Annotated in this window: 16 protein-coding genes and 1 pseudogene; 1 reads left to right on the top strand and 16 read right to left on the bottom strand. The window is 33.5% G+C overall.

Annotation, left to right across the window (positions count from 1 at the left end; genetic code table 11):
• Nucleotides 1-208 precede the first annotated feature (208 nt).
• From ABC382_RS16600 to ABC382_RS16575, 6 genes are all read right to left on the bottom strand, one after another.
• Nucleotides 209-1,501, bottom strand: coding sequence for a CitMHS family transporter (locus ABC382_RS16600; RefSeq protein WP_322610534.1), 1,293 nt, complete (start codon nt 1,499-1,501; stop codon nt 209-211).
• Nucleotides 1,502-1,872: 371 nt separating this feature from the next.
• On the bottom strand, nt 1,873-2,817 hold the full coding sequence (locus ABC382_RS16595; RefSeq protein WP_322610533.1) for a tripartite tricarboxylate transporter substrate binding protein: 945 nt from the start codon (nt 2,815-2,817) through the stop codon (nt 1,873-1,875).
• A 48-nt stretch (nt 2,818-2,865) separates the two neighbouring features.
• Nucleotides 2,866-3,543, bottom strand: a complete 678-nt coding sequence (locus ABC382_RS16590) for a response regulator (RefSeq protein WP_274794917.1) — start codon at nt 3,541-3,543, stop codon at nt 2,866-2,868.
• A 132-nt stretch (nt 3,544-3,675) separates the two neighbouring features.
• Nucleotides 3,676-5,274, bottom strand: a complete 1,599-nt coding sequence (locus tag ABC382_RS16585) for a sensor histidine kinase (protein ID WP_322610532.1) — start codon at nt 5,272-5,274, stop codon at nt 3,676-3,678.
• A gap of 1,187 nt (nt 5,275-6,461) precedes the next feature.
• The gene (locus ABC382_RS16580; protein WP_169745643.1) at nt 6,462-6,608 is read right to left on the bottom strand and encodes a hypothetical protein; all 147 of its coding nucleotides are present in this window, start codon (nt 6,606-6,608) and stop codon (nt 6,462-6,464) included.
• A gap of 85 nt (nt 6,609-6,693) precedes the next feature.
• Nucleotides 6,694-7,392, bottom strand: a complete 699-nt coding sequence (locus ABC382_RS16575; protein ID WP_407135430.1) for a hypothetical protein — start codon at nt 7,390-7,392, stop codon at nt 6,694-6,696.
• A gap of 381 nt (nt 7,393-7,773) precedes the next feature.
• Here ABC382_RS16575 and ABC382_RS16570 point away from each other — a divergent pair.
• Nucleotides 7,774-8,285: pseudogene (locus ABC382_RS16570) on the top strand (DUF3231 family protein).
• Nucleotides 8,286-9,165: 880 nt separating this feature from the next.
• Here the strand turns inward: ABC382_RS16570 and ABC382_RS16565 are convergent.
• The 10 genes from ABC382_RS16565 to ABC382_RS16520 all read right to left on the bottom strand — a co-directional run bounded on the left by ABC382_RS16565 (nt 9,166) and on the right by ABC382_RS16520 (nt 18,166).
• Nucleotides 9,166-11,052 (bottom strand): TnsD family Tn7-like transposition protein, encoded by a 1,887-nt coding sequence (locus ABC382_RS16565; protein ID WP_009370511.1) that lies wholly within the window; start codon nt 11,050-11,052, stop codon nt 9,166-9,168.
• A 442-nt stretch (nt 11,053-11,494) separates the two neighbouring features.
• Complete coding sequence (locus ABC382_RS16560; protein ID WP_009370513.1) at nt 11,495-12,850, bottom strand: FAD-dependent oxidoreductase; 1,356 nt, start codon at nt 12,848-12,850, stop codon at nt 11,495-11,497.
• 105 nt (nt 12,851-12,955) lie between these two features.
• Nucleotides 12,956-13,180, bottom strand: a complete 225-nt coding sequence (locus tag ABC382_RS16555) for a hypothetical protein (RefSeq protein WP_009370514.1) — start codon at nt 13,178-13,180, stop codon at nt 12,956-12,958.
• Nucleotides 13,181-13,245: 65 nt separating this feature from the next.
• Complete coding sequence (locus ABC382_RS16550) at nt 13,246-13,527, bottom strand: HesB-like domain-containing protein (protein ID WP_009370515.1); 282 nt, start codon at nt 13,525-13,527, stop codon at nt 13,246-13,248.
• Complete coding sequence (gene arsA / locus ABC382_RS16545; protein WP_009370516.1) at nt 13,524-15,293, bottom strand: arsenical pump-driving ATPase; 1,770 nt, start codon at nt 15,291-15,293, stop codon at nt 13,524-13,526. The genes ABC382_RS16550 and arsA overlap by 4 nt, the downstream gene beginning before the upstream one ends.
• Nucleotide 15,294: 1 nt before the next feature.
• Entirely contained in the window at nt 15,295-15,654 is a 360-nt protein-coding gene (gene arsD / locus ABC382_RS16540; protein ID WP_009370518.1) for an arsenite efflux transporter metallochaperone ArsD, read from the bottom strand.
• Nucleotide 15,655: 1 nt separating this feature from the next.
• On the bottom strand, nt 15,656-16,075 hold the full coding sequence (gene arsC / locus ABC382_RS16535; protein WP_016993624.1) for an arsenate reductase (thioredoxin): 420 nt from the start codon (nt 16,073-16,075) through the stop codon (nt 15,656-15,658).
• A gap of 12 nt (nt 16,076-16,087) precedes the next feature.
• Nucleotides 16,088-17,146, bottom strand: a complete 1,059-nt coding sequence (gene arsB, locus ABC382_RS16530; protein ID WP_016993623.1) for an ACR3 family arsenite efflux transporter — start codon at nt 17,144-17,146, stop codon at nt 16,088-16,090.
• On the bottom strand, nt 17,139-17,465 hold the full coding sequence (locus tag ABC382_RS16525; protein WP_036079775.1) for an ArsR/SmtB family transcription factor: 327 nt from the start codon (nt 17,463-17,465) through the stop codon (nt 17,139-17,141). The genes arsB and ABC382_RS16525 overlap by 8 nt, the downstream gene beginning before the upstream one ends.
• Before the next feature lie 254 nt (nt 17,466-17,719).
• The gene (locus tag ABC382_RS16520; protein WP_009374034.1) at nt 17,720-18,166 is read right to left on the bottom strand and encodes a MarR family winged helix-turn-helix transcriptional regulator; all 447 of its coding nucleotides are present in this window, start codon (nt 18,164-18,166) and stop codon (nt 17,720-17,722) included.
• Nucleotides 18,167-18,204 lie beyond the last annotated feature (38 nt).

Below are 18,204 nucleotides of genomic sequence, written 5' to 3'. Positions count from 1 at the left end.
CTAAAATTATCTATTCAAAACTAATGCAATAATTCTAAAAAGGGTGAGGATGACTGATTGTACATATTAAAAACTAATAAAAACGCTCAGATTACACTCTGGGCGTTTTTAGATTGAAATGTTTAATTATGTTGATTATCCAAATAAAAACAGATTGATTTGCCGATTCTGTTTTTATGGATAAGAGATATTGCGTAACGATAATTCATTAAAGAGGAAAAATTCCTAATACTACACAAACAATAATCATGACAATTGTAGAGCCGAATGTCCACTTTAAGAAGATACGTTGTAATGTGCCGAAATCTTCTCCAACCATACCGACTAATAAATAAGTAGATGGAACAAGTGGACTTAAAAGGTGGACTGGCATCCCCAAAAGGGAAGCCCTACCGATTAAGGCTGGATCAATGCCATATACTGCTCCTGCCTTAGCAAGTAGCGGCAGTACTCCATAATAAAAGGCATCATTTGACATAAAGAATGTAAATGGTGCACTAAGGATCGCTGTAACAACAGCAAAATGTGAACCCATAGCATCTGGAATATAATCAATAACTGAGTTTGCCATCGCATCTACCATTGATGTACCTGAAAGAATTCCTGTAAAAATCCCTGCTGCAAAAACCATTGAAACAACAGATAATGCATTGTCAGCATAATTCGCAATACGTTCCTTTTGATCTTTTAATTTTGGATAGTTTACAGTAATCGCAATCGCAAAACCAAGCATGAATAATGTAACCGGTGGTAATAACTCCATAATTAATGCTACTAAAAGGACGATTGTTAGAGCATAATTAAAGACAATTAATTTTGGACGTTTTAAATGGTCATCTTCTACTGTTGCAGCAAGCTGAGCTGTAGCTTCAAAATCATATTCTATAACGCCAATTCGCTTTCTTTCTTCTCTTCCAAACATAAATGCCATAAACAGAACAAAGATAGCGCCGCCAATCATTGCAGGAATTACGGGTGTAAAAACCTCTGACATTTCAAGATTCAAAGCTGTCATAACCCTTGCCGTTGGTCCCCCCCAAGGTAGAAGATTCATTACACCTGAAGCTGAAACGGCAATACCAGCTAATACAATTGGTCGCATGCCAATTCTTTTATAAAGCGGCAGAAATGCAGAAATAGTAATCATGTATGTTGTCGTACCATCACCATCTAAAGAAATCAAAAGAGCTAAAACTGCTGTTCCAATGGCAATTTTTACAGGATCACCTTTTACTAACCTTAGAATTGTTTTAATGATTGGATCAAATACACCAGCATCAATCAAAATACCAAAGAATAGAATTGCAAATAAAATCATAATCCCTGTTGGAGCGACACTTTTAATTCCATCCAACATCATCGGACCCATTTCACTTCCGAATCCACCTATAACTGCAAACGTAATTGGAACTACAATTAATGCAATCATTGCTGTAAGACGTCCCGTCATAATCAAAATCATAAATACTAATATCATTAAAAAGCCTAAAATTGCTAGCATAATTCTCCCCCCAATTGCTCTACTAAATTATTTACCAATTCGATAAATAACTAATTTTTCGAATATTTACCCTATAATAAAATAATTTCGATCAAATGTAATCGTTTACAAATTAATGTTTATTAATTTCTTTTTATCTATTTCGTACATTTTGTTCACGGTAAATTTAAGATTTACGCCACCTAATGTCTTCCCTAACACAAAACAAAAAAGGCTAACCTAGGACTATGCATGATCTCTCTACCACATGTATGAAATGGTAGAAAGACAAAAACATAGGTCTCATAAGTCAACCTTGTAAGTCATATCTGAATATAATAAAGAAGAAAAAACCATTAATTTTCCATTAAAATATTAAAGAGTAGCTCTTCTTAATAAATTTCTAATAATTTCTCATATTTCTTATTTTCCTCATCAAGAAATTTTGAGGTTTCACTACTGTTCATATAAAAATCTTCCCACATATATTTCTTTAAAGTTTGTTTCCATTCTTCAGTTCTTACCATTTTTGCAAATGTCATCTCCCAAAATTCGATTTCCCTTTTTGACATATTAGGCGGTCCCATAATGCCGCGCCAATGTTTAAAAACTAAATCAATTCCTTCTTCTGTCCATGTAGGAATTTCGGGAAGCTCCTTTAATCGTTTCTCTGATGAAATGACGAGCAGTTGCACCTGATTCAAATCATAATATTTTTTAGCCTCGGATAAAGTCATCGTTGCAACATCTATTTGCTTTTTTAATAATGCATCCACTACTTGATTGCTATTTTCATATACAAAAAAATCTAGTTTTTCAGGTTCTACTTTTGCCTGTTTACTCGCTAATACAAAAGAAATCTGATCATCATTGCCTAATCTCGGGGAGACACCTATTTTATATGCTTGAGGTGATTCTTTCAGCTTCTCCATTAAATTTTTTGCACTTTTTATTTCTGAATCCTTTGAAACAATGACAACATCCCATTCAGTAGCTAGGGTGGCAATCGGTGTAAAATCTTTATAAGTTAACTTACTTTGTCCCAATAAATGATTGGTAATGAGTAGGCTTGAATTCATTGCCAGCACATGATCTTTTTGCTGCTTTGTATATTTCCATCCTAGCTCTCCACCAGCACCTATTTTATTCAGTACATGAATGTCTTCGTCAACCAAATTGTTATTCACTAAAATGTCCCGTATAGCTCTTGCTGTTTTGTCCCAACCTCCACCTATAGAGCTTGGAGCAATGATTGTTACTGTATCTGTTATAGCTTCTTGCCCATCATCTTGTGAACAACCACAGCAAAGTATGACAATAAGCGTGAAAATACTCATTATTTTTCTCATTGTTCATTCCTTGTCCATATTATTGATCGAACCTTGTTATCCTTTATAGTAATATTTCCTCTCAGGCCTACCGACGACTCCATATTCATGTTTTGCCGTACAAACATCAATTGAAACGAGAAACTCTAAATACCTTCTTGCAGTGGTACGTGATGCTCCAATTTGTTCACCCATTTCCTCAATGGAAATACCGCCTTTTAGTTCTTTCATTACTTTTTTCACTTTGTCCAAAGTATGACGATCTACACCTGAAGGTAAATCTTTTTGATTGACGGAGGTTTGATTAGCTACCCCAAAATATCGATCAATCAATACTTGGTTCACCTCATCACTATGGCTTAGTAGTCTTTTCTTCTTTTTATATTCTTCAACTGCTTCAACAAACTTCTCCAAGGTCACTGGCTTCAATAAATAATTACTAACACCATATCTCACAGCCGCTTCAAGCATTATTTTTTCTGTTGCAGCAGTCACCATAATAATATCAATTGAAGGATAATTTTCTCGAATCTTTGATAACAAATTTGTTCCAAGATCATCAGGCATATAGATATCTAAAAAAAGCAAATCAACTTCGTAATTCTCTAGTATTTCCATTGTTTCCTTTGCATTCAGTGCCTTCTGAACGACCTTTACATCTGGTACCTTTTGCAAAAACTGTTCTTGTACTTGTGCAATTCGAAAATCATCTTCCGCTATGACAACCTTAATCATTTTTCTCCTCTCCTTCTTTTATCTCGCTTTGCTGGTATATAAACACCAACCCGTTTAACGTCTTAGATGGGAGTAAACCCTTAATTTCAACATCAGTGGAGCTCTAGAAAATTCCACTGAGTAAGTTTCATTTTATCCCTTAATTTTTTTCGGAAGGAATACCGTGAAAATGGCCCCTCCTTCTTTGTCATTATTTACTTCTACTGTTCCACCTAAAGAATCTACAATTTGTTTAACATTAAATAAGCCGTACCCTCTGTTTTTACCTTTAGATGAGCTGTGTAAATCAAATATAGAATCTAACACGTCTTCAGCAATCCCCTTTCCGTTATCTGCTACTTCAATAATGATATCATTCCCAATTCCTGTAATTGAAAAGATCACCTTTCGCTCTTCTTGGTTGACTACTGCATCAAAAGCATTATCAATAAGGTTTCCAATGATTGTAACGATATCAGTGATTCCAATATGACTTGGTAAGAGGTCTACATAACTATCTGGATCAATTTCAAAAGTAACTTTCTTTTCCGATGCTTTGCCTAGTTTCCCTAATAGTATAGCTTGAACATTTATATCATGAATTTGATTAAAAAGTATACGGTTCTGTTGCTGATGATTAGTTGACTCCTTTTGTATAAATTCAAATGCATCTTGGTATCTCTCTAATTGAATTAACCCTGATAATAAGTAAAGTTTATTAGCGTACTCATGAGTTTGGGCACGAAGTCCCTCTGAATATTCGCGAACCTCCGTGATCGTATCAATAAGCTTTTTCAGCTCTGTTTTATCTCGGAAACTAGAAACTACACCCACAATCTGTTCATTTTCAATGATTGGAATAAAGTTAAAAATAAATACTTTATCATTTATTATTATCTCTACATTATGAATTGGCTTACCCTTCTGCAGGACATAGTCGATATTAATGGATGGTAATACAAATTTAATATGTTGGCCAATCGAGGAATCATCAATAAAGTTCAACATTGACCTTGCAGAATGATTAATTAAAGTTAAGAATCCATTATGATCTATTGCTATGATCCCTTCCTTGACCGATAACAAAATGGCGCTTCTTTCCCTATATAATGACGATATTTCATGCGGTTCCAGGCCCATAGTATCTTTTCTAATACTTTTGGTTAAAAAAATACCACCAATGATTCCTAAAATTAAAACAATTAAAGATGCAATGAGAATAGACTTAACACGCTTGTAAATATTTTGATAGATGTCTTTTTCCGCGTATTCAACTGCTACGGTTCCAATTACACGAGTGTACTCTCCATTGTCTGCAATGATAGGAACCTTCCCTATTAAAACAGAACCACTCTCGCGTTCCACTTCAAAATTATTAGAGCCACCAAATATTAATCCATGATTATTTGTATGGTCAAAACTCTTCTTACCGACCTGACTTGGGTTTCTATGCGAATAAATAATCTTCTCTCGATCTTCAATAATAATATTTTCCGCATTTACCTGATCTATTACCTGATCAGCAATTGGACGAAAACTTAGCTCTAAATCGCTTTTCCCAATAGATTCTTTAAGTTCCGGCATGAGAGAAATAGTCATAGCCGATTGCAATGCTAATTGTTTTACTTGCGTCCTAGCATCAACATATTGCAAGTAAGCAAATACGCTTGCAAGAAGACATACAATAAAAAGGATCAGGGTGCTAATTAGTCCCAATATTTTTGTTTGTAATGGAATCTTATTTTTCTTCAATGTATTTTTTCCTTTTCGACTAGTGTACTTCATTTATTATTGTTAATTTTCACCTCACTATAGTTAAAAATATGCCACTCCAATTATTTAAAAAGCGAAAACTTTTTTCATGTCGTTGCTAGGAAATATAAAGACAAAGCTATGTAATCTGACTGCTTTTTTGAATAGGAAGAATCTATAAAAACTTACTAAATATCATAAGAAAGGCTAGTTTGAATCAAACTTAATTTCTTGATTATACTATAGTTCAAAGGAATAGTTGAATAGCCTTCAACCAAATCAGTTGAAGGCTTTATATACCATTAAATGACAGAGGACTTTTGAGAGGAAAACATAAATTATAATTATTGCAGAAGTTTTTAATCTTTATAAAAAACCTTGGTACAGTAACAACTACTCTGTACCAAGGTTTAAAGGACAAATAAAATTATATAATGTGACAGTATTAGTTATTACTCACTGTTAAGTTAAAAAAAGGTCTTATACTTTCAAACGCTAAAAGACGCATTTTTAAATTCTTTTTATTGGATAAGATATCCACATAAGTGTTGCAAAAAAGTTGTATACTTAGGAATTAATAAAAATCCTCAATATAGGACATAAAGCTCCTTTATTGTGGGTTTTGCTTTTAATTTTCATTATCATTGGAAGGAAAGTGTGTTTCTCGATTATTTATAATAATTGTGTATGGCTCGATCCTTTTAATTTTATAGTTGATTTGTTGCCCAACAATTGCACACGATTGTTGAATATAAAAATACACGAAAATTAGATTGTCATCATCTATGTTGGGGAAAATCCATATTTGTGTATCATTAACGCTTCTTTACTTCCTGTTGTTAAACATACCTACAGTCTTGTTGCTATTGTAAAGATCTAACATTTCTTTTGATGTATGACACTTAGAAAATCTCCCTTCATATTGAAACTCATCTACATCCAAAGAACTCTCAGTTCAAGTCTGATTCTGTAACAGCAGGGGCTAGAACCTTTTGCCTGCATTTTTGAACCTTTACTTTTTAACTCCTAAGCTAGAAGTCAAATATGGTTTTTTTCAAATTAATAAACCTGATTTTTTAGTAGAGTATATTCCGTGTATACAAAACGATGGATTTATGTACAAATTTCTAATGAGAAAAAAATACCTTACTCCTTTTAGGAATAAGGCAAAAAAATTTCAATGTTTTTTATTTGTTTTTAAGTTCATTTTTTATATCTTTTAATAACTCAATTATCTCTGAATTTTTATCATTCATTTTTTCTATTTTTTTTTCTATTGTGCTACTCGTGAAAAAAATAATTAATAATATTGCTATTAAAACTATAATGTCCATAATTTATCTCCCTTACGGCTAATTCATATTAAATATAAAAAGACAAAACCTAAATAATTGATTTTGTCTTTTAATATTTAAAAAATTATTGCCATTCTAGTCTAGCATAAATACTTGAGTTTGTTGCATATACTGCAAGATCTCTTGTAACTGTGTACAAACCTGTTTTATGAGAAGCCTTGAATTTCCAAGCAGTTCTAGCTGGTTTTGAACTAGTTGCCGTTGGATTAGTAGCTTTTTGATCCAATGTTAACCAATCGTATAAAACCATATCAACATATAGGTCTCTAGGATCTGTTATTGTAGTTTGTCCACCCTGTACACGAGTTACTGTTGTTTTATATGAAATAGTCCATATTAAATCATTGTATTTTACTGTAACAGTACATGTATTATATCCAGAACCTGAAGAACAACTGTTGCTCACAGGTACTTCAGAATACCCATATGGTGTAATTAAATTTTCTTCTTCCATTTGTAAAGCAATTCTCGAACCGTCATCAAAAACTATGATATTTGTTTCGCCATCTGGTAGTAAAACAAGCTCATGTTCTTTTTCTTTAATTTTTTCAGGGTTTTGTGAATCTAATAGCTCCCCATTTAATACTTTTTGAATTAGCTTTTCTCCTGTTACTTCATCAATACCTAGTGATATGTAATTTTCTCTCAATTTTTCAATCTCTGTGTCGTTTAAAACTACTTCACTTGCATTAGATGTACCGACATTCAATAGAAAAATAAACGCAAAAGAAAAAATTACTGAAAAAAACCTTTTAGTATTCATTTTCCATTTCCTCCTCTATTTGGTTTACGATATTAGTGTAACATAATAAACGCAAAAGTATATGCATTGCAAGTAAATTGGTAATTAACTACCAATATAACCGAAATATTATTATTTAAATATATGTTCCGGTCTAAAAGTATTGATTTAATTCTGGGAAAATAGACTGATAAACAGTGTTTTTATATGCGCTTATTGTTCAGCAGCAATGCATCAATAGTTTGTTTTGAACTCTAATTAATCTAAAAGGCACTTTCCACGTTTCCAGGAAAGCGCCCTATTATTGAAATACTATTACATGATGTCCTCAAAATGTTCAGTAACATAATTTTTTAATTAAACCTTTTTAAATTTTAACCATACTATCCTTACATTGTAATTATGGGTATTATGGGTGGAAATCCAAAAGATGAACCATTGCATTATGGTGAAGTATTTAGTGTTTGGTCGGGTTTAGTTGTGAACAACTATGGTATAATTTCTGGCTATCAAACATTTTACAATCATGCTGGAGATGAAGACCTTAAGAAAATTATTGAAGATATTATTGAACTTTGTAGAGATGAGTAAAACAATTAGAAAAAATTCTAAAAACTAATGGTATTGCTCTACCTCCTGCTTCACCCGAACGACCTGTTGCAAGGATGGAAGATATTCCTCCTGGAGCAAAATTTAATGATCCTGAAATAAGTGCTGCACTTACAGCCGACCTTGCTACAGGATTAGTTGCATGCAGTCAAGGAATGGGAACATCTACTCGAGAAGATATTGCACTAATGTATAGTCAATTTCATACAGCAAAAGCTCAAATCGGTGCAAAACTACTTCGTCTAAATAAAAATAAAGGTTGGTTAGTTCCACCACCATTACATGTAGATTATCCAGAAAAATAATATTTTTACCTGACAAACCGTCTCCCCAGTATCAAACTGGGGTTTTTGTTATCAATAAAATGTACAAGAACCATTAATCTGTACAAATTATTTTTGAATGTACCCAACGTACTTAAATACATACTTATTAAGACGAAAAGGAAAACAATGATTCTACATCTTTTTCTTTGCATATATTAGTGTTACTTCTTATTTAGAGAAATGCGCCCGATTGTGGAAGAGGACAAATCTCTCCTGTAGGAGGATATATAGGGGATATTCAAATCATCTATATATTAAAAGAAAAAATGTATCAAGTAAAATCAATTAAATTTATACCTCATGAGTGTTCTCGAAACTTTACTGACTATTCTACTGATTTGCTAAGTTAATGGAGGTAAAACCTTCCAAATATTGGTTTGATAACATAATATAAATGAAAATGATTTTATTCCACAATCTGGCCCGTTTGAAGAATAACAAAAATGAGATTTTAATTATTGGCTAGAATATAAAAGAAAATCTCAAAGCTATAAAACTTTAAAGAACCTATTCATAAACACTAAAAAACCTCTTGCCAATATTTTATTGGCAAGAGGTTTCTTTATCAGACTTTTTTACGTATTATCAATCTTTTACCCTTATTATCAGTCTTTTTTACGTATTATCAATCTTTTTTTCAAGTCTACAAATACTGAAGAGTTTCAATAAAGTTGTATACTAACAAATGTTCAAACCCGCATTCTTGTGTCTTTCTTATCTTTAAAATGACAATAAAGTCGTATACTTATTTTCATCAAATTAACTTATTTTGCAATAAACTGTTACAAAAAAGTTGTATACCAATACGAAAATTATGTACTTACATTATAGTTTAAATATGTTTCTTCACAGCTTTATTCTATAAGAATTTGTTATTATGGATAGTTACTAAATCCTCTATATATTTTAGTAATTTTTCTCGTTTCTCTATATTAATTCTAATATAGTTTTTAAGATTAGCTGCTTCAATAACCATATTTTTTGTTACAATCTCGTCTTTATATTTGGTATCCATAACAATTTTTATTCTTCTATGCCGAAAATCCTCAACCGTCTCTATATTCGAATTGATATACTTAGTAGTAAGTGGGTATTTTCCACTGAACAAACTATAACTTGCTTTGACATCAAGTAAATTTATTATCCCTGTCCTACTTTTCCTAACCAATCTCTTTAAATTTCCTTCATGTTCTGACCAACTATCTATTATTAATTTTGCTTTGCTTAGTAATTCTTTATCTCTCTCTAAGTAATCTATTTTTTCTCTATTACCAGTACTCCTCAAGTAAGGAGAATTGCGAATTAACCATTCTTTATCATATTGTAAAAGCCATCCGTATATTTTAGTATATGCTTTACCTAAGTCAGAGCGTGAATATTCTGGATTTTCTTTTCGGATTTTTAGAAATTCCTCTTTGTAGTACTCCGTTTTTAATTTTTGTTTGTTCATTAATCCTTCTTTGTTTTTTAATTGAACTGAAGAAAGATGCCCCCTATTCTTAATCCTTATTACTGTATCCCTAGATATATTTGCTAATTCCGCTATTTTGTTCAGTGTTAGATCTTGTTTAAGTAATTCATTAAAATTAAGTTCCCATACTCGGCCTCGCTTTACTATTCTTCTATGGAAATCCCTTATATCAAAAGGAGATTTTTCCCCTTCCTTAATTATGTACTCAAAACCGCAATTACACTTTATGATACCTTGAATTTTCCTATCTGAATTATTTACTCTAACATTCACATTTTTTATATTCTCTTTTAAATAATTCTTGCAAAACGGGTTCATACAAACCCAAGGTCCTTCACCAAAAGGTTTAAATGAGTTCTCCTTTTCAAAATAATTTTTGGCTGATCCACTTAATAATCTCATTAATAATAAGTGTCTTATCGGATGTAACGACCTATTTTCTTCAATATTTATTAAACTAGGAACCCAAGAAAACTTGTCACTTATCTTGAAAAATGAATCTAATAACTCTAGAAAATCTGTTGGATAATATTCAATTATTAACTTTTGTAAGTATTCTCTTCGCTTTTTAATGGGATATGCAAACCCTTTCTTACCTAATAAATCTACATATTTGCTAATATAATACTCTTCAGAAAACGATTTGTAATTCATTCTAATAATGTATTCAACGTCCTCTGCTAGATCGATCAAATATTTCATTAGTTCCTCACTATAGCTCCTAAGTGGTTCTCTAATATCTTCAATTGTTGGAATTAAATAATTTATAAAGCCCATCTCGGATATTTTTAACGAATACTCTAATAACGGAGTCTTATGCCTAGTACAAACAAAAATCCCTGGAATTTGATGAATCCTGTTCCAAAATCCTTCACCATTTGACTTAAGCTGTTCCTTTAAGCATTCTGCACAATAATATAAATATTTCTTGTTTTTTACATTGTATTTACTGTAACTAAATAAAAAAATATATAAATTTTTAAAATCACTTTTATAAATTTTCTCATTCCATTCTTCACTTTTAAAGGGTTTTACAAACGGTATCACTGTATGCTGGTTAATAAAATACTCTTTAGTAAATTCTTTCGAGAATATATTGATTTGGGATACTAAATGAGCGAGTCCCATTGGTAATTCTAAATTAATATTTACCTTCTTTCCAAATAGTTCTTTATTTGTATGTTTTCTACTCAAGTTACCTACATGAATGTGATAACGAGCTATTATACTGTAATATAGTTCATCTTCATATGGCGTTGGAAAATAACCTATCATATCCTTACTCCTCTTATTTATTACAATGTTTTTTCAGTAAAGCTTTTTTCATAAGTAAAAACGCTACCTAAAGTATATTTCAATTAGTAATGATGTCTGTCATCCCAAATCTGTTCCATAAGTTTGTCCATCCCATTTCCCTTAGTATTTTAAAAAGACTGCTAGCTTTCACTAACAGTCAATTAATTAAACTTTATAGAATTCTCCACATTAGACTTACCTATTTTACATTTGTATTAGGTATGTTGTTTTTCTTATCCCAAATAATATATATGGTGAATGCTATAGGTCCAGTTAAAAAAACACAAATCAACCATATTAAATAACATTGCTTACTAAACTTATTTTCCAGATATTCATGTGTAATATATGATAACATTAAGATAATTAATATATATACTCCCACTATAAATAACTGATTTAACAAAACATATCCCCCCAATTAGCAACATGTATTTGATTGATTGACAAGATTAATACTACATACGCCTGTTTCTGGTAATTCTAATTCAACACGTTTCGACGCTTCTTCATCTCCTGATAAATAAGCTGTTATTGAACGAACCTGTTCGTAGCCGGTTGCCATTAAAAATGTTGGTGCGCGTCCATAACTTTTAGCTCCGACTATATAGAAGTCCTTTTCAGGTTGGCGTAGTATTTCTTCACCATGCGCTCTGACTGTGCCACAACTATGCTCATTAGGATCAATTAGTGGCGCTAATGCTTGCACACTTTCTGTTGCTGTATCAATAGATAAACGCAGTTCATTGTTCATGGTAAAATCAGGTCGATTTCCTGCATTAACAATAAGTTCATCGAATCCTGTAAGTACTTTTTGTTCTCCATTAATAGTACCTACAATATGGATATTCTCTTCTTTTTTCACCTGTGAAATATAGAAAGGTGTTACTACCTCAATCTTTCCTGTATCTACTAATTCATGGATGCGAATACCGAGTGCGCCACGTGCTGCCAACGCATCTTTTTCCTCCCCGCCATAGGCTTCTTCTACAGATCTTTTACGCATAATCCACACAAGCTTTGTTGAAGGATTATCTTTTTGTAATTCAGCCAAAGCTAATAAGGTATTGATCGCTGAATGACCACCACCAATGACAGCAACCTTCTTATTTGCATATCTCTTAGGATTCGTATTTATATCTGGAATACCATACTCAATGTGATCTGCTAATACTTTCTCATTTTTCAGCCAAACACCTGTAGAATTTGCTGGGTTTGGGTTCCCCCATGTACCCGTTGCATCGATAACTGCTTTTGCCTCAATAATATCGATGTCATCCTCTTTTTCAACATATATATTAAAGAACTGATTTAATCGATTTTTTGATTTCATTTTATCATTTAATTGTCTTGAAATACCTACTACTTTTGAGTTCAATCGGATACTAGGTTTTATTTGTGTTAACTCTGCCAAAGGTTTTAAATAAAGATCAATTAACTCATGCCCTGTAGGTATTGTTTCTAAGTTAGGTTCTACCCAATCAGACCCCTCTAATAATGATTTAGCAGCTCTATTGATGTTATAACGCCATGGAGAAAATAATGTGACATGCCCCCAAGTACGAATATTGTGTGCTATTTCATTGCCAGCTTCAAGTAAAATAAATGACTGGTTTTGCTCTACTAAATGAGCAGCAGTAGCTAACCCGATAGGACCTGCACCAATTATGACAATCGGTAAATTCTTATTGGAATTATTAACAGTCTCTTGGACTTCAATGTCCTGAACAGGAGTACAACAAGATTGATTTTGATTGATTACTTTTAGTGTTTTCATATAAACTTCTCCTCTTTTTTCTTTATATAAGCATTCCCTTATATAAAATATATTTTTTACGTCTAGCAGTAAGCTAGACGTAATTTATTTAAGCTTTTGTGATAGTTATGAACACACTTCCATTTCACACATGATTTTATCAATTTCTTTTATAGCTTTTTCAAATTGCAACCATGTAGAAGTGCCGTAACGATCCATATCTCCTTTAAAGAAGAAATCAAAAGCAAACTCTTTAGCCTGTATCAATGTGTATTCTCTACTATTCATTATTAACTTTAAATAAGCGATAAAATAATCTTTAGTTAATTCGCTAGCATGGTTTACTGTCATTATTGCATCCTCCATTCAACGGATTGAATAATTGCTACGACAGACAGTATATTTAGGATCACTTGTTAGCAAGATGTCGGTGAGTATCCAACTAATACTAAACCTAGCTCACCATTCTCTTCTTCTGCATGGATCGTAACATCTGTTAATTGCGGTGCAATATCAGGATGAATTGCGACTTCGATACCTTCAATTGTTTGAATTGCATCTTCTTCTGCTGGTGCTTCTAAGCCTACACCTAAATTAACCCCACAGCAGCCTGCAATACCAAAGAAACGAAGCGTTTTAACCTCTGAATCAGCTAATACCTGTTCTAAATAATTTTTACCTTCTAGACTCATTTTCATTTGATTTTCTCTCCTTTTAATTCATGTAAGCCTTGTGTTCCAACCGGTGGCGTTTTTACCCATGGAATGGCCACAAATTGATTATTGCTGATGGATCTAACTTCTTTTAGCCATTTCGTTTCAGCTTGTTGTTTTTGAATTAATGTTGGACTTGTTGTATAGATAGATGAAAACGTTTGATTAACAACCCACCAATCAACAGATAATCCAGCACGGTGTAAATCTTCTTGTAAGCGCGAAGCTTCATAAACAGGTGTTGCTTCAGGAAGAGTTACAATGGCAACACTCGTATAAGAGGCATCACGCAACCTTGGTAACAGGTTAGAAACAGCTGGAGGAATATCCCCTTGTGAACGGCTTATTTCCCGATGATAAGCTTCTGTTGCGTCTAGTAAAAGCAACGTATGCCCTGTTGGTGCGGTATCAATAATAATGACTTCATCTTGATGATTTTCTACAACGTTAGCAAATGCTTTGAATACAGCTATTTCCTCTGTACAAGGAGAAGCCAAATCCTCTTTCACAAATGCTAAACCTTCCTCATTCATCGTTTCACTTGCCTTTGCAAGCACTTCTGCTTCATAGTTTGCCACTTCTGCTTTTGGATCAATACGACTGATCGTTAAATTATTAACGTTGTCATCTCCGAATGTCCAATCGAGGTGTGCGGCGGGATCTGTTGTAGTTAAATGTACATGAGTATCCTCTTCTGCTAATCGTAATGCAATATAAGAAGCCACAGTTGTTTTTCCAACCCCACCTTTCCCCATCGTAAAAATGAGTTTCGGTTTACGTTCTAAATAATCTGCAATCATTTCTTCTATCTCAGGAATCTTAGTTTCTTCATTTGATTCATCTGCATGTATAACTTCTTTGTCAGTCATCCATGCTTGCATACGCTCAATACTTGATAATGAGTACGGTACAAAAGGTAAGTAGAAATGCTCAAATTGATTTAGTTCTTCAGGAATTCTTGCTATTGCATCAGCTTGACGCGCAATGAAAGCCTCTTCGATATCATCAGTAGAATTGGCATTGCTCATATATCCATTAATTAGTAGAGTCTGATTTTGAATGCCTATTTCAAACAATTCGTGAGAAGCACGTGCAGCTTCCTTTAAAGGATTTTCTTCTGGGCGTGTCACTAACATTAACGTTGTTTGATTAGCATTCTTTAAACGTTCAACTGCCTCTTTATAGACTTCACGTTGTGGTTCTAGCCCTTTTAAAGGACCTAAACATGAAGTGCCAGTCGTGTTATCGTCTAGAAACGTAGACCATGCAGAAGGCAACTGTAATAATCGTAACGTATGCCCTGTAGGGGCTGTATCAAACACCACAGTGTCAAAATTCCCAATCACTGAAGTATCAGTCAATAGTGAAGCAAATTCATTAAAGGCAGCAATTTCTACTGTGCAAGCACCAGAAAGTTGTTCCTCCATATTTTGTAATACCACTTCAGGTAGTTTTCCACGGTACGGACCAACCATTTGCTCTTTGTAATGTTGTGCTGCCTGTTCAGGGTCCAAATTTATCGCAAATAAATTGTCTATGCCTTCAATTTTTGTTGGACTATTAGAAAGCGTTTGGCCAAAAATATCTTGTAAGTTGGATGCGGGGTCTGTACTAATTAAAAGTACCTTTTTCCCTTCCCTTGCAATGGCTATTGATAGGCTACAAGCAACCGATGTTTTCCCAACGCCCCCTTTCCCCGTGAAAAACAGGAATGGGGTGTCAGGGAAATGAATTCTTGTAAAGCGTTCCATCTTACGCATCTCCTTTTAGTGACAAGCGTACTTTTGGCTTTTGTAGTAATTCGTCTTCTGAAAGTCCTGACCACTGTGAAAATTGTTCATTTGTTGGATAGATTCCTTTGCAAAGTAATTCTCCATCCACAAACGTTGCAGGTAAGGCATCCATTCCTTCTGACACTAATAGTTGATTGATTGCTTCGTTTTCTACAAAAGCATTTGGCTCGTTTGTAAGATTAAATCTTTCAGCTTCTATGTTTGTTTTCTTTAAATTATTCATAATAAATGACATTCGCAATAATTCTGGGTCTATAGAAGGTCCACATAAGCCTGTAGAACAGCACATTGCTGGCTCATAGATATGAATTTTTTTCAATTTATTTCAGCTCCTCAGCTACAAATTGTTCAATGCGTTTACCAATTGCATCACGAACATTTTGGAATACAGCCCACTTCTCTTCATCAGTACCTGTCGCTTTCGCTGGATCTTCAAATCCCCAATGCTCACGACGAACGTGAGGAGGTGTCATTGGGCATTTATCAGCTGCATCCCCACATAAAGTGACAACTAATGTTGCATTGTTTAATGTCTCAAAATCAATTAAATCGGATGTATGATTTGAAATATCAACCCCTACCTCCGCCATCGCTTTAGTAGCATTCGGATTTACGCCATGTGCTTCAATACCAGCACTTTTAACTGTCCAATTGGTAGGTAGTAATTTCTTTGCCCATCCTTCAGCCATCTGACTTCGACATGAGTTTCCTGTACATAAGAAATAAAGTGTATTTGTCATAGTAATTGCTCCTTATAATTTAATGGTTTTAAAGTATTTTTTCTGCCAACGTAAGGCAACCCATACAAGTCCAATGAGGACTGGTACTTCCACTAGTGGTCCAATAACAGCGGCAAATGCCACGCCACTATGCAAGCCAAACACACCCACTGCAACAGCAATTGCTAACTCGAAGTTGTTGCTTGCAGCTGTAAAAGAAAGAGCTGCTGTGACAGGATAAGATGCACCTACTTTACGGGAAGAGAAGAATGACACAGCAAACATGATCACAAAGTAAATAAATAATGGAATAGCAATTCGCACTACATCAAGTGGCAGTTCTACTAATTGCTCACCCTTTAAAGCAAACATCAACACAATCGTGAACAGCAGTGCAATTAAAGTAAGTGGTGAAATTTTCGGTAAGAACTTTTCTTCATACCACTGTTTTCCTTTTGCTTTAATTCCTATCCATCGTGTGAGGAATCCTGCTGCAAATGGTATCCCTAAGTAAATTAGAACGCTCTTTGTAATCTCCCACATAGAAATGGATACATTGAAATTCTCTAAACCAAACCAACCAGGTAATACATTTAAGAAAAAGTAAGCAAAAATTGAATACGTCACAATTTGAAAAATGGAGTTAAAGGCAACTAAACCAGCTACATATTCACGATCTCCACGCGCTAAATCATTCCACACAATCACCATGGCAATACATCGAGCTAAGCCAATCATAATGAGTCCAGCCATATATTCTGGGTAATCTTGTAAGAAGATAATCGCTAAAAAGAACATGAGGAACGGGCCGAGTAACCAGTTTTGTAAAAGTGATAGTAATAGCACTTTCCAATCCTTAAACACTCGCCACATTTCTTCATACTTTACTTTCGCTAATGGTGGATACATCATGACAATTAACCCTATAGCAATCGGTATGGACGTTGTTCCAATAGACATGGACTCTAACGCTTCCCCAACATTAGGCATGGTGATACTTAATACAACACCTATTCCCATCGCAACGAATATCCAAAGGGTAAGGTAACGATCTAGAAAAGAAAGCTGTTTTGTTAAAGATTCATTACTCATTTATATTTCCCCCTACATGGCAGCAATCGGTTTCACAATTGCACCCCTTTAAAGGCTGAATTTGTTCTAAAATGCCCTTCATCAGTGGCGTTTGATTCTCTACTAAACGGTAATGTTTCCAAGTCCCTACTTTCCGTTCCGTAATAATGCCTGCCTCCTTTAATTTTCGTAGATGTTGACTAACGGCTGGTTGTGATATTCCTAGCACATCCACAAAATCACATACACATACCTCCCCGTTTTTCATGCATGCAAGTAATTTAATGCGATTCAAATCCGCTGCTGCTTTTAGTTGTTTTTCAATTAGTGTGTTTTCCATTTATCTGCACTCCTTATATAACTGTTTTCTTATATATTATTTTAAATAAAATCACCTCGTAAGAAGGTGACATAATCAGTATATAACTATATTCTTATATTATGATTTAATGTTTTGAATTGCAACAGATATTTACCCATTTTAAAAAAATTTTTATACTTTGTAAAAAGCGTACGTTCAGTTACCTAAACGTACGCTTTAAAAGATAATGATAAAGATTAATTTATCTCCATTAATTTTTCTTTAGTAACGAGTTATGGAGAAGGTGTACAACACAAATTTGATTTAGCCATAGCTTTATTTAAGAGTTCAATTGAACGTAAAACAGTTTCTTTTTCGAAGTCATTCAAATGTGAAAAAACTTCATTTAAATAATTGTTTATCATTTCATCAATTGTAGTAGCGAGAAATGTACCCTCCACAGTTAATGACAAAATGTACACTCTTTTATCTGATGTTAGAGGAGTTTTTTTGACAAGATTCATCTTAATAAGAGTTTGAATCTGTCTACTAAATGTAGTAATATCCATACCTATTGCCTCTGCTATTTGTTGCATAGAAGGATTATTTTGTTTGTCGATCTCATATAGAATATGGCTCTGTATTGGTGTGATGTCAATTGATCCTACAGTACAACATGTTTTATTTAGTAGAGCAAACTTTTGAGTTAAAACTTGAAAAAGTTCACGTTTATTTTCCATTTAATCATCTCCTATAAAGACATATATATTATTTATTT

It is taken from the genome of Lysinibacillus phoenicis, assembly GCF_047238325.1.
GTDB classification, from domain to species: domain Bacteria; phylum Bacillota; class Bacilli; order Bacillales_A; family Planococcaceae; genus Lysinibacillus; species Lysinibacillus irui.
Note: the sequence above shows the minus strand (reverse complement) of the source record. Positions and strands in the feature narration are given on the sequence as shown.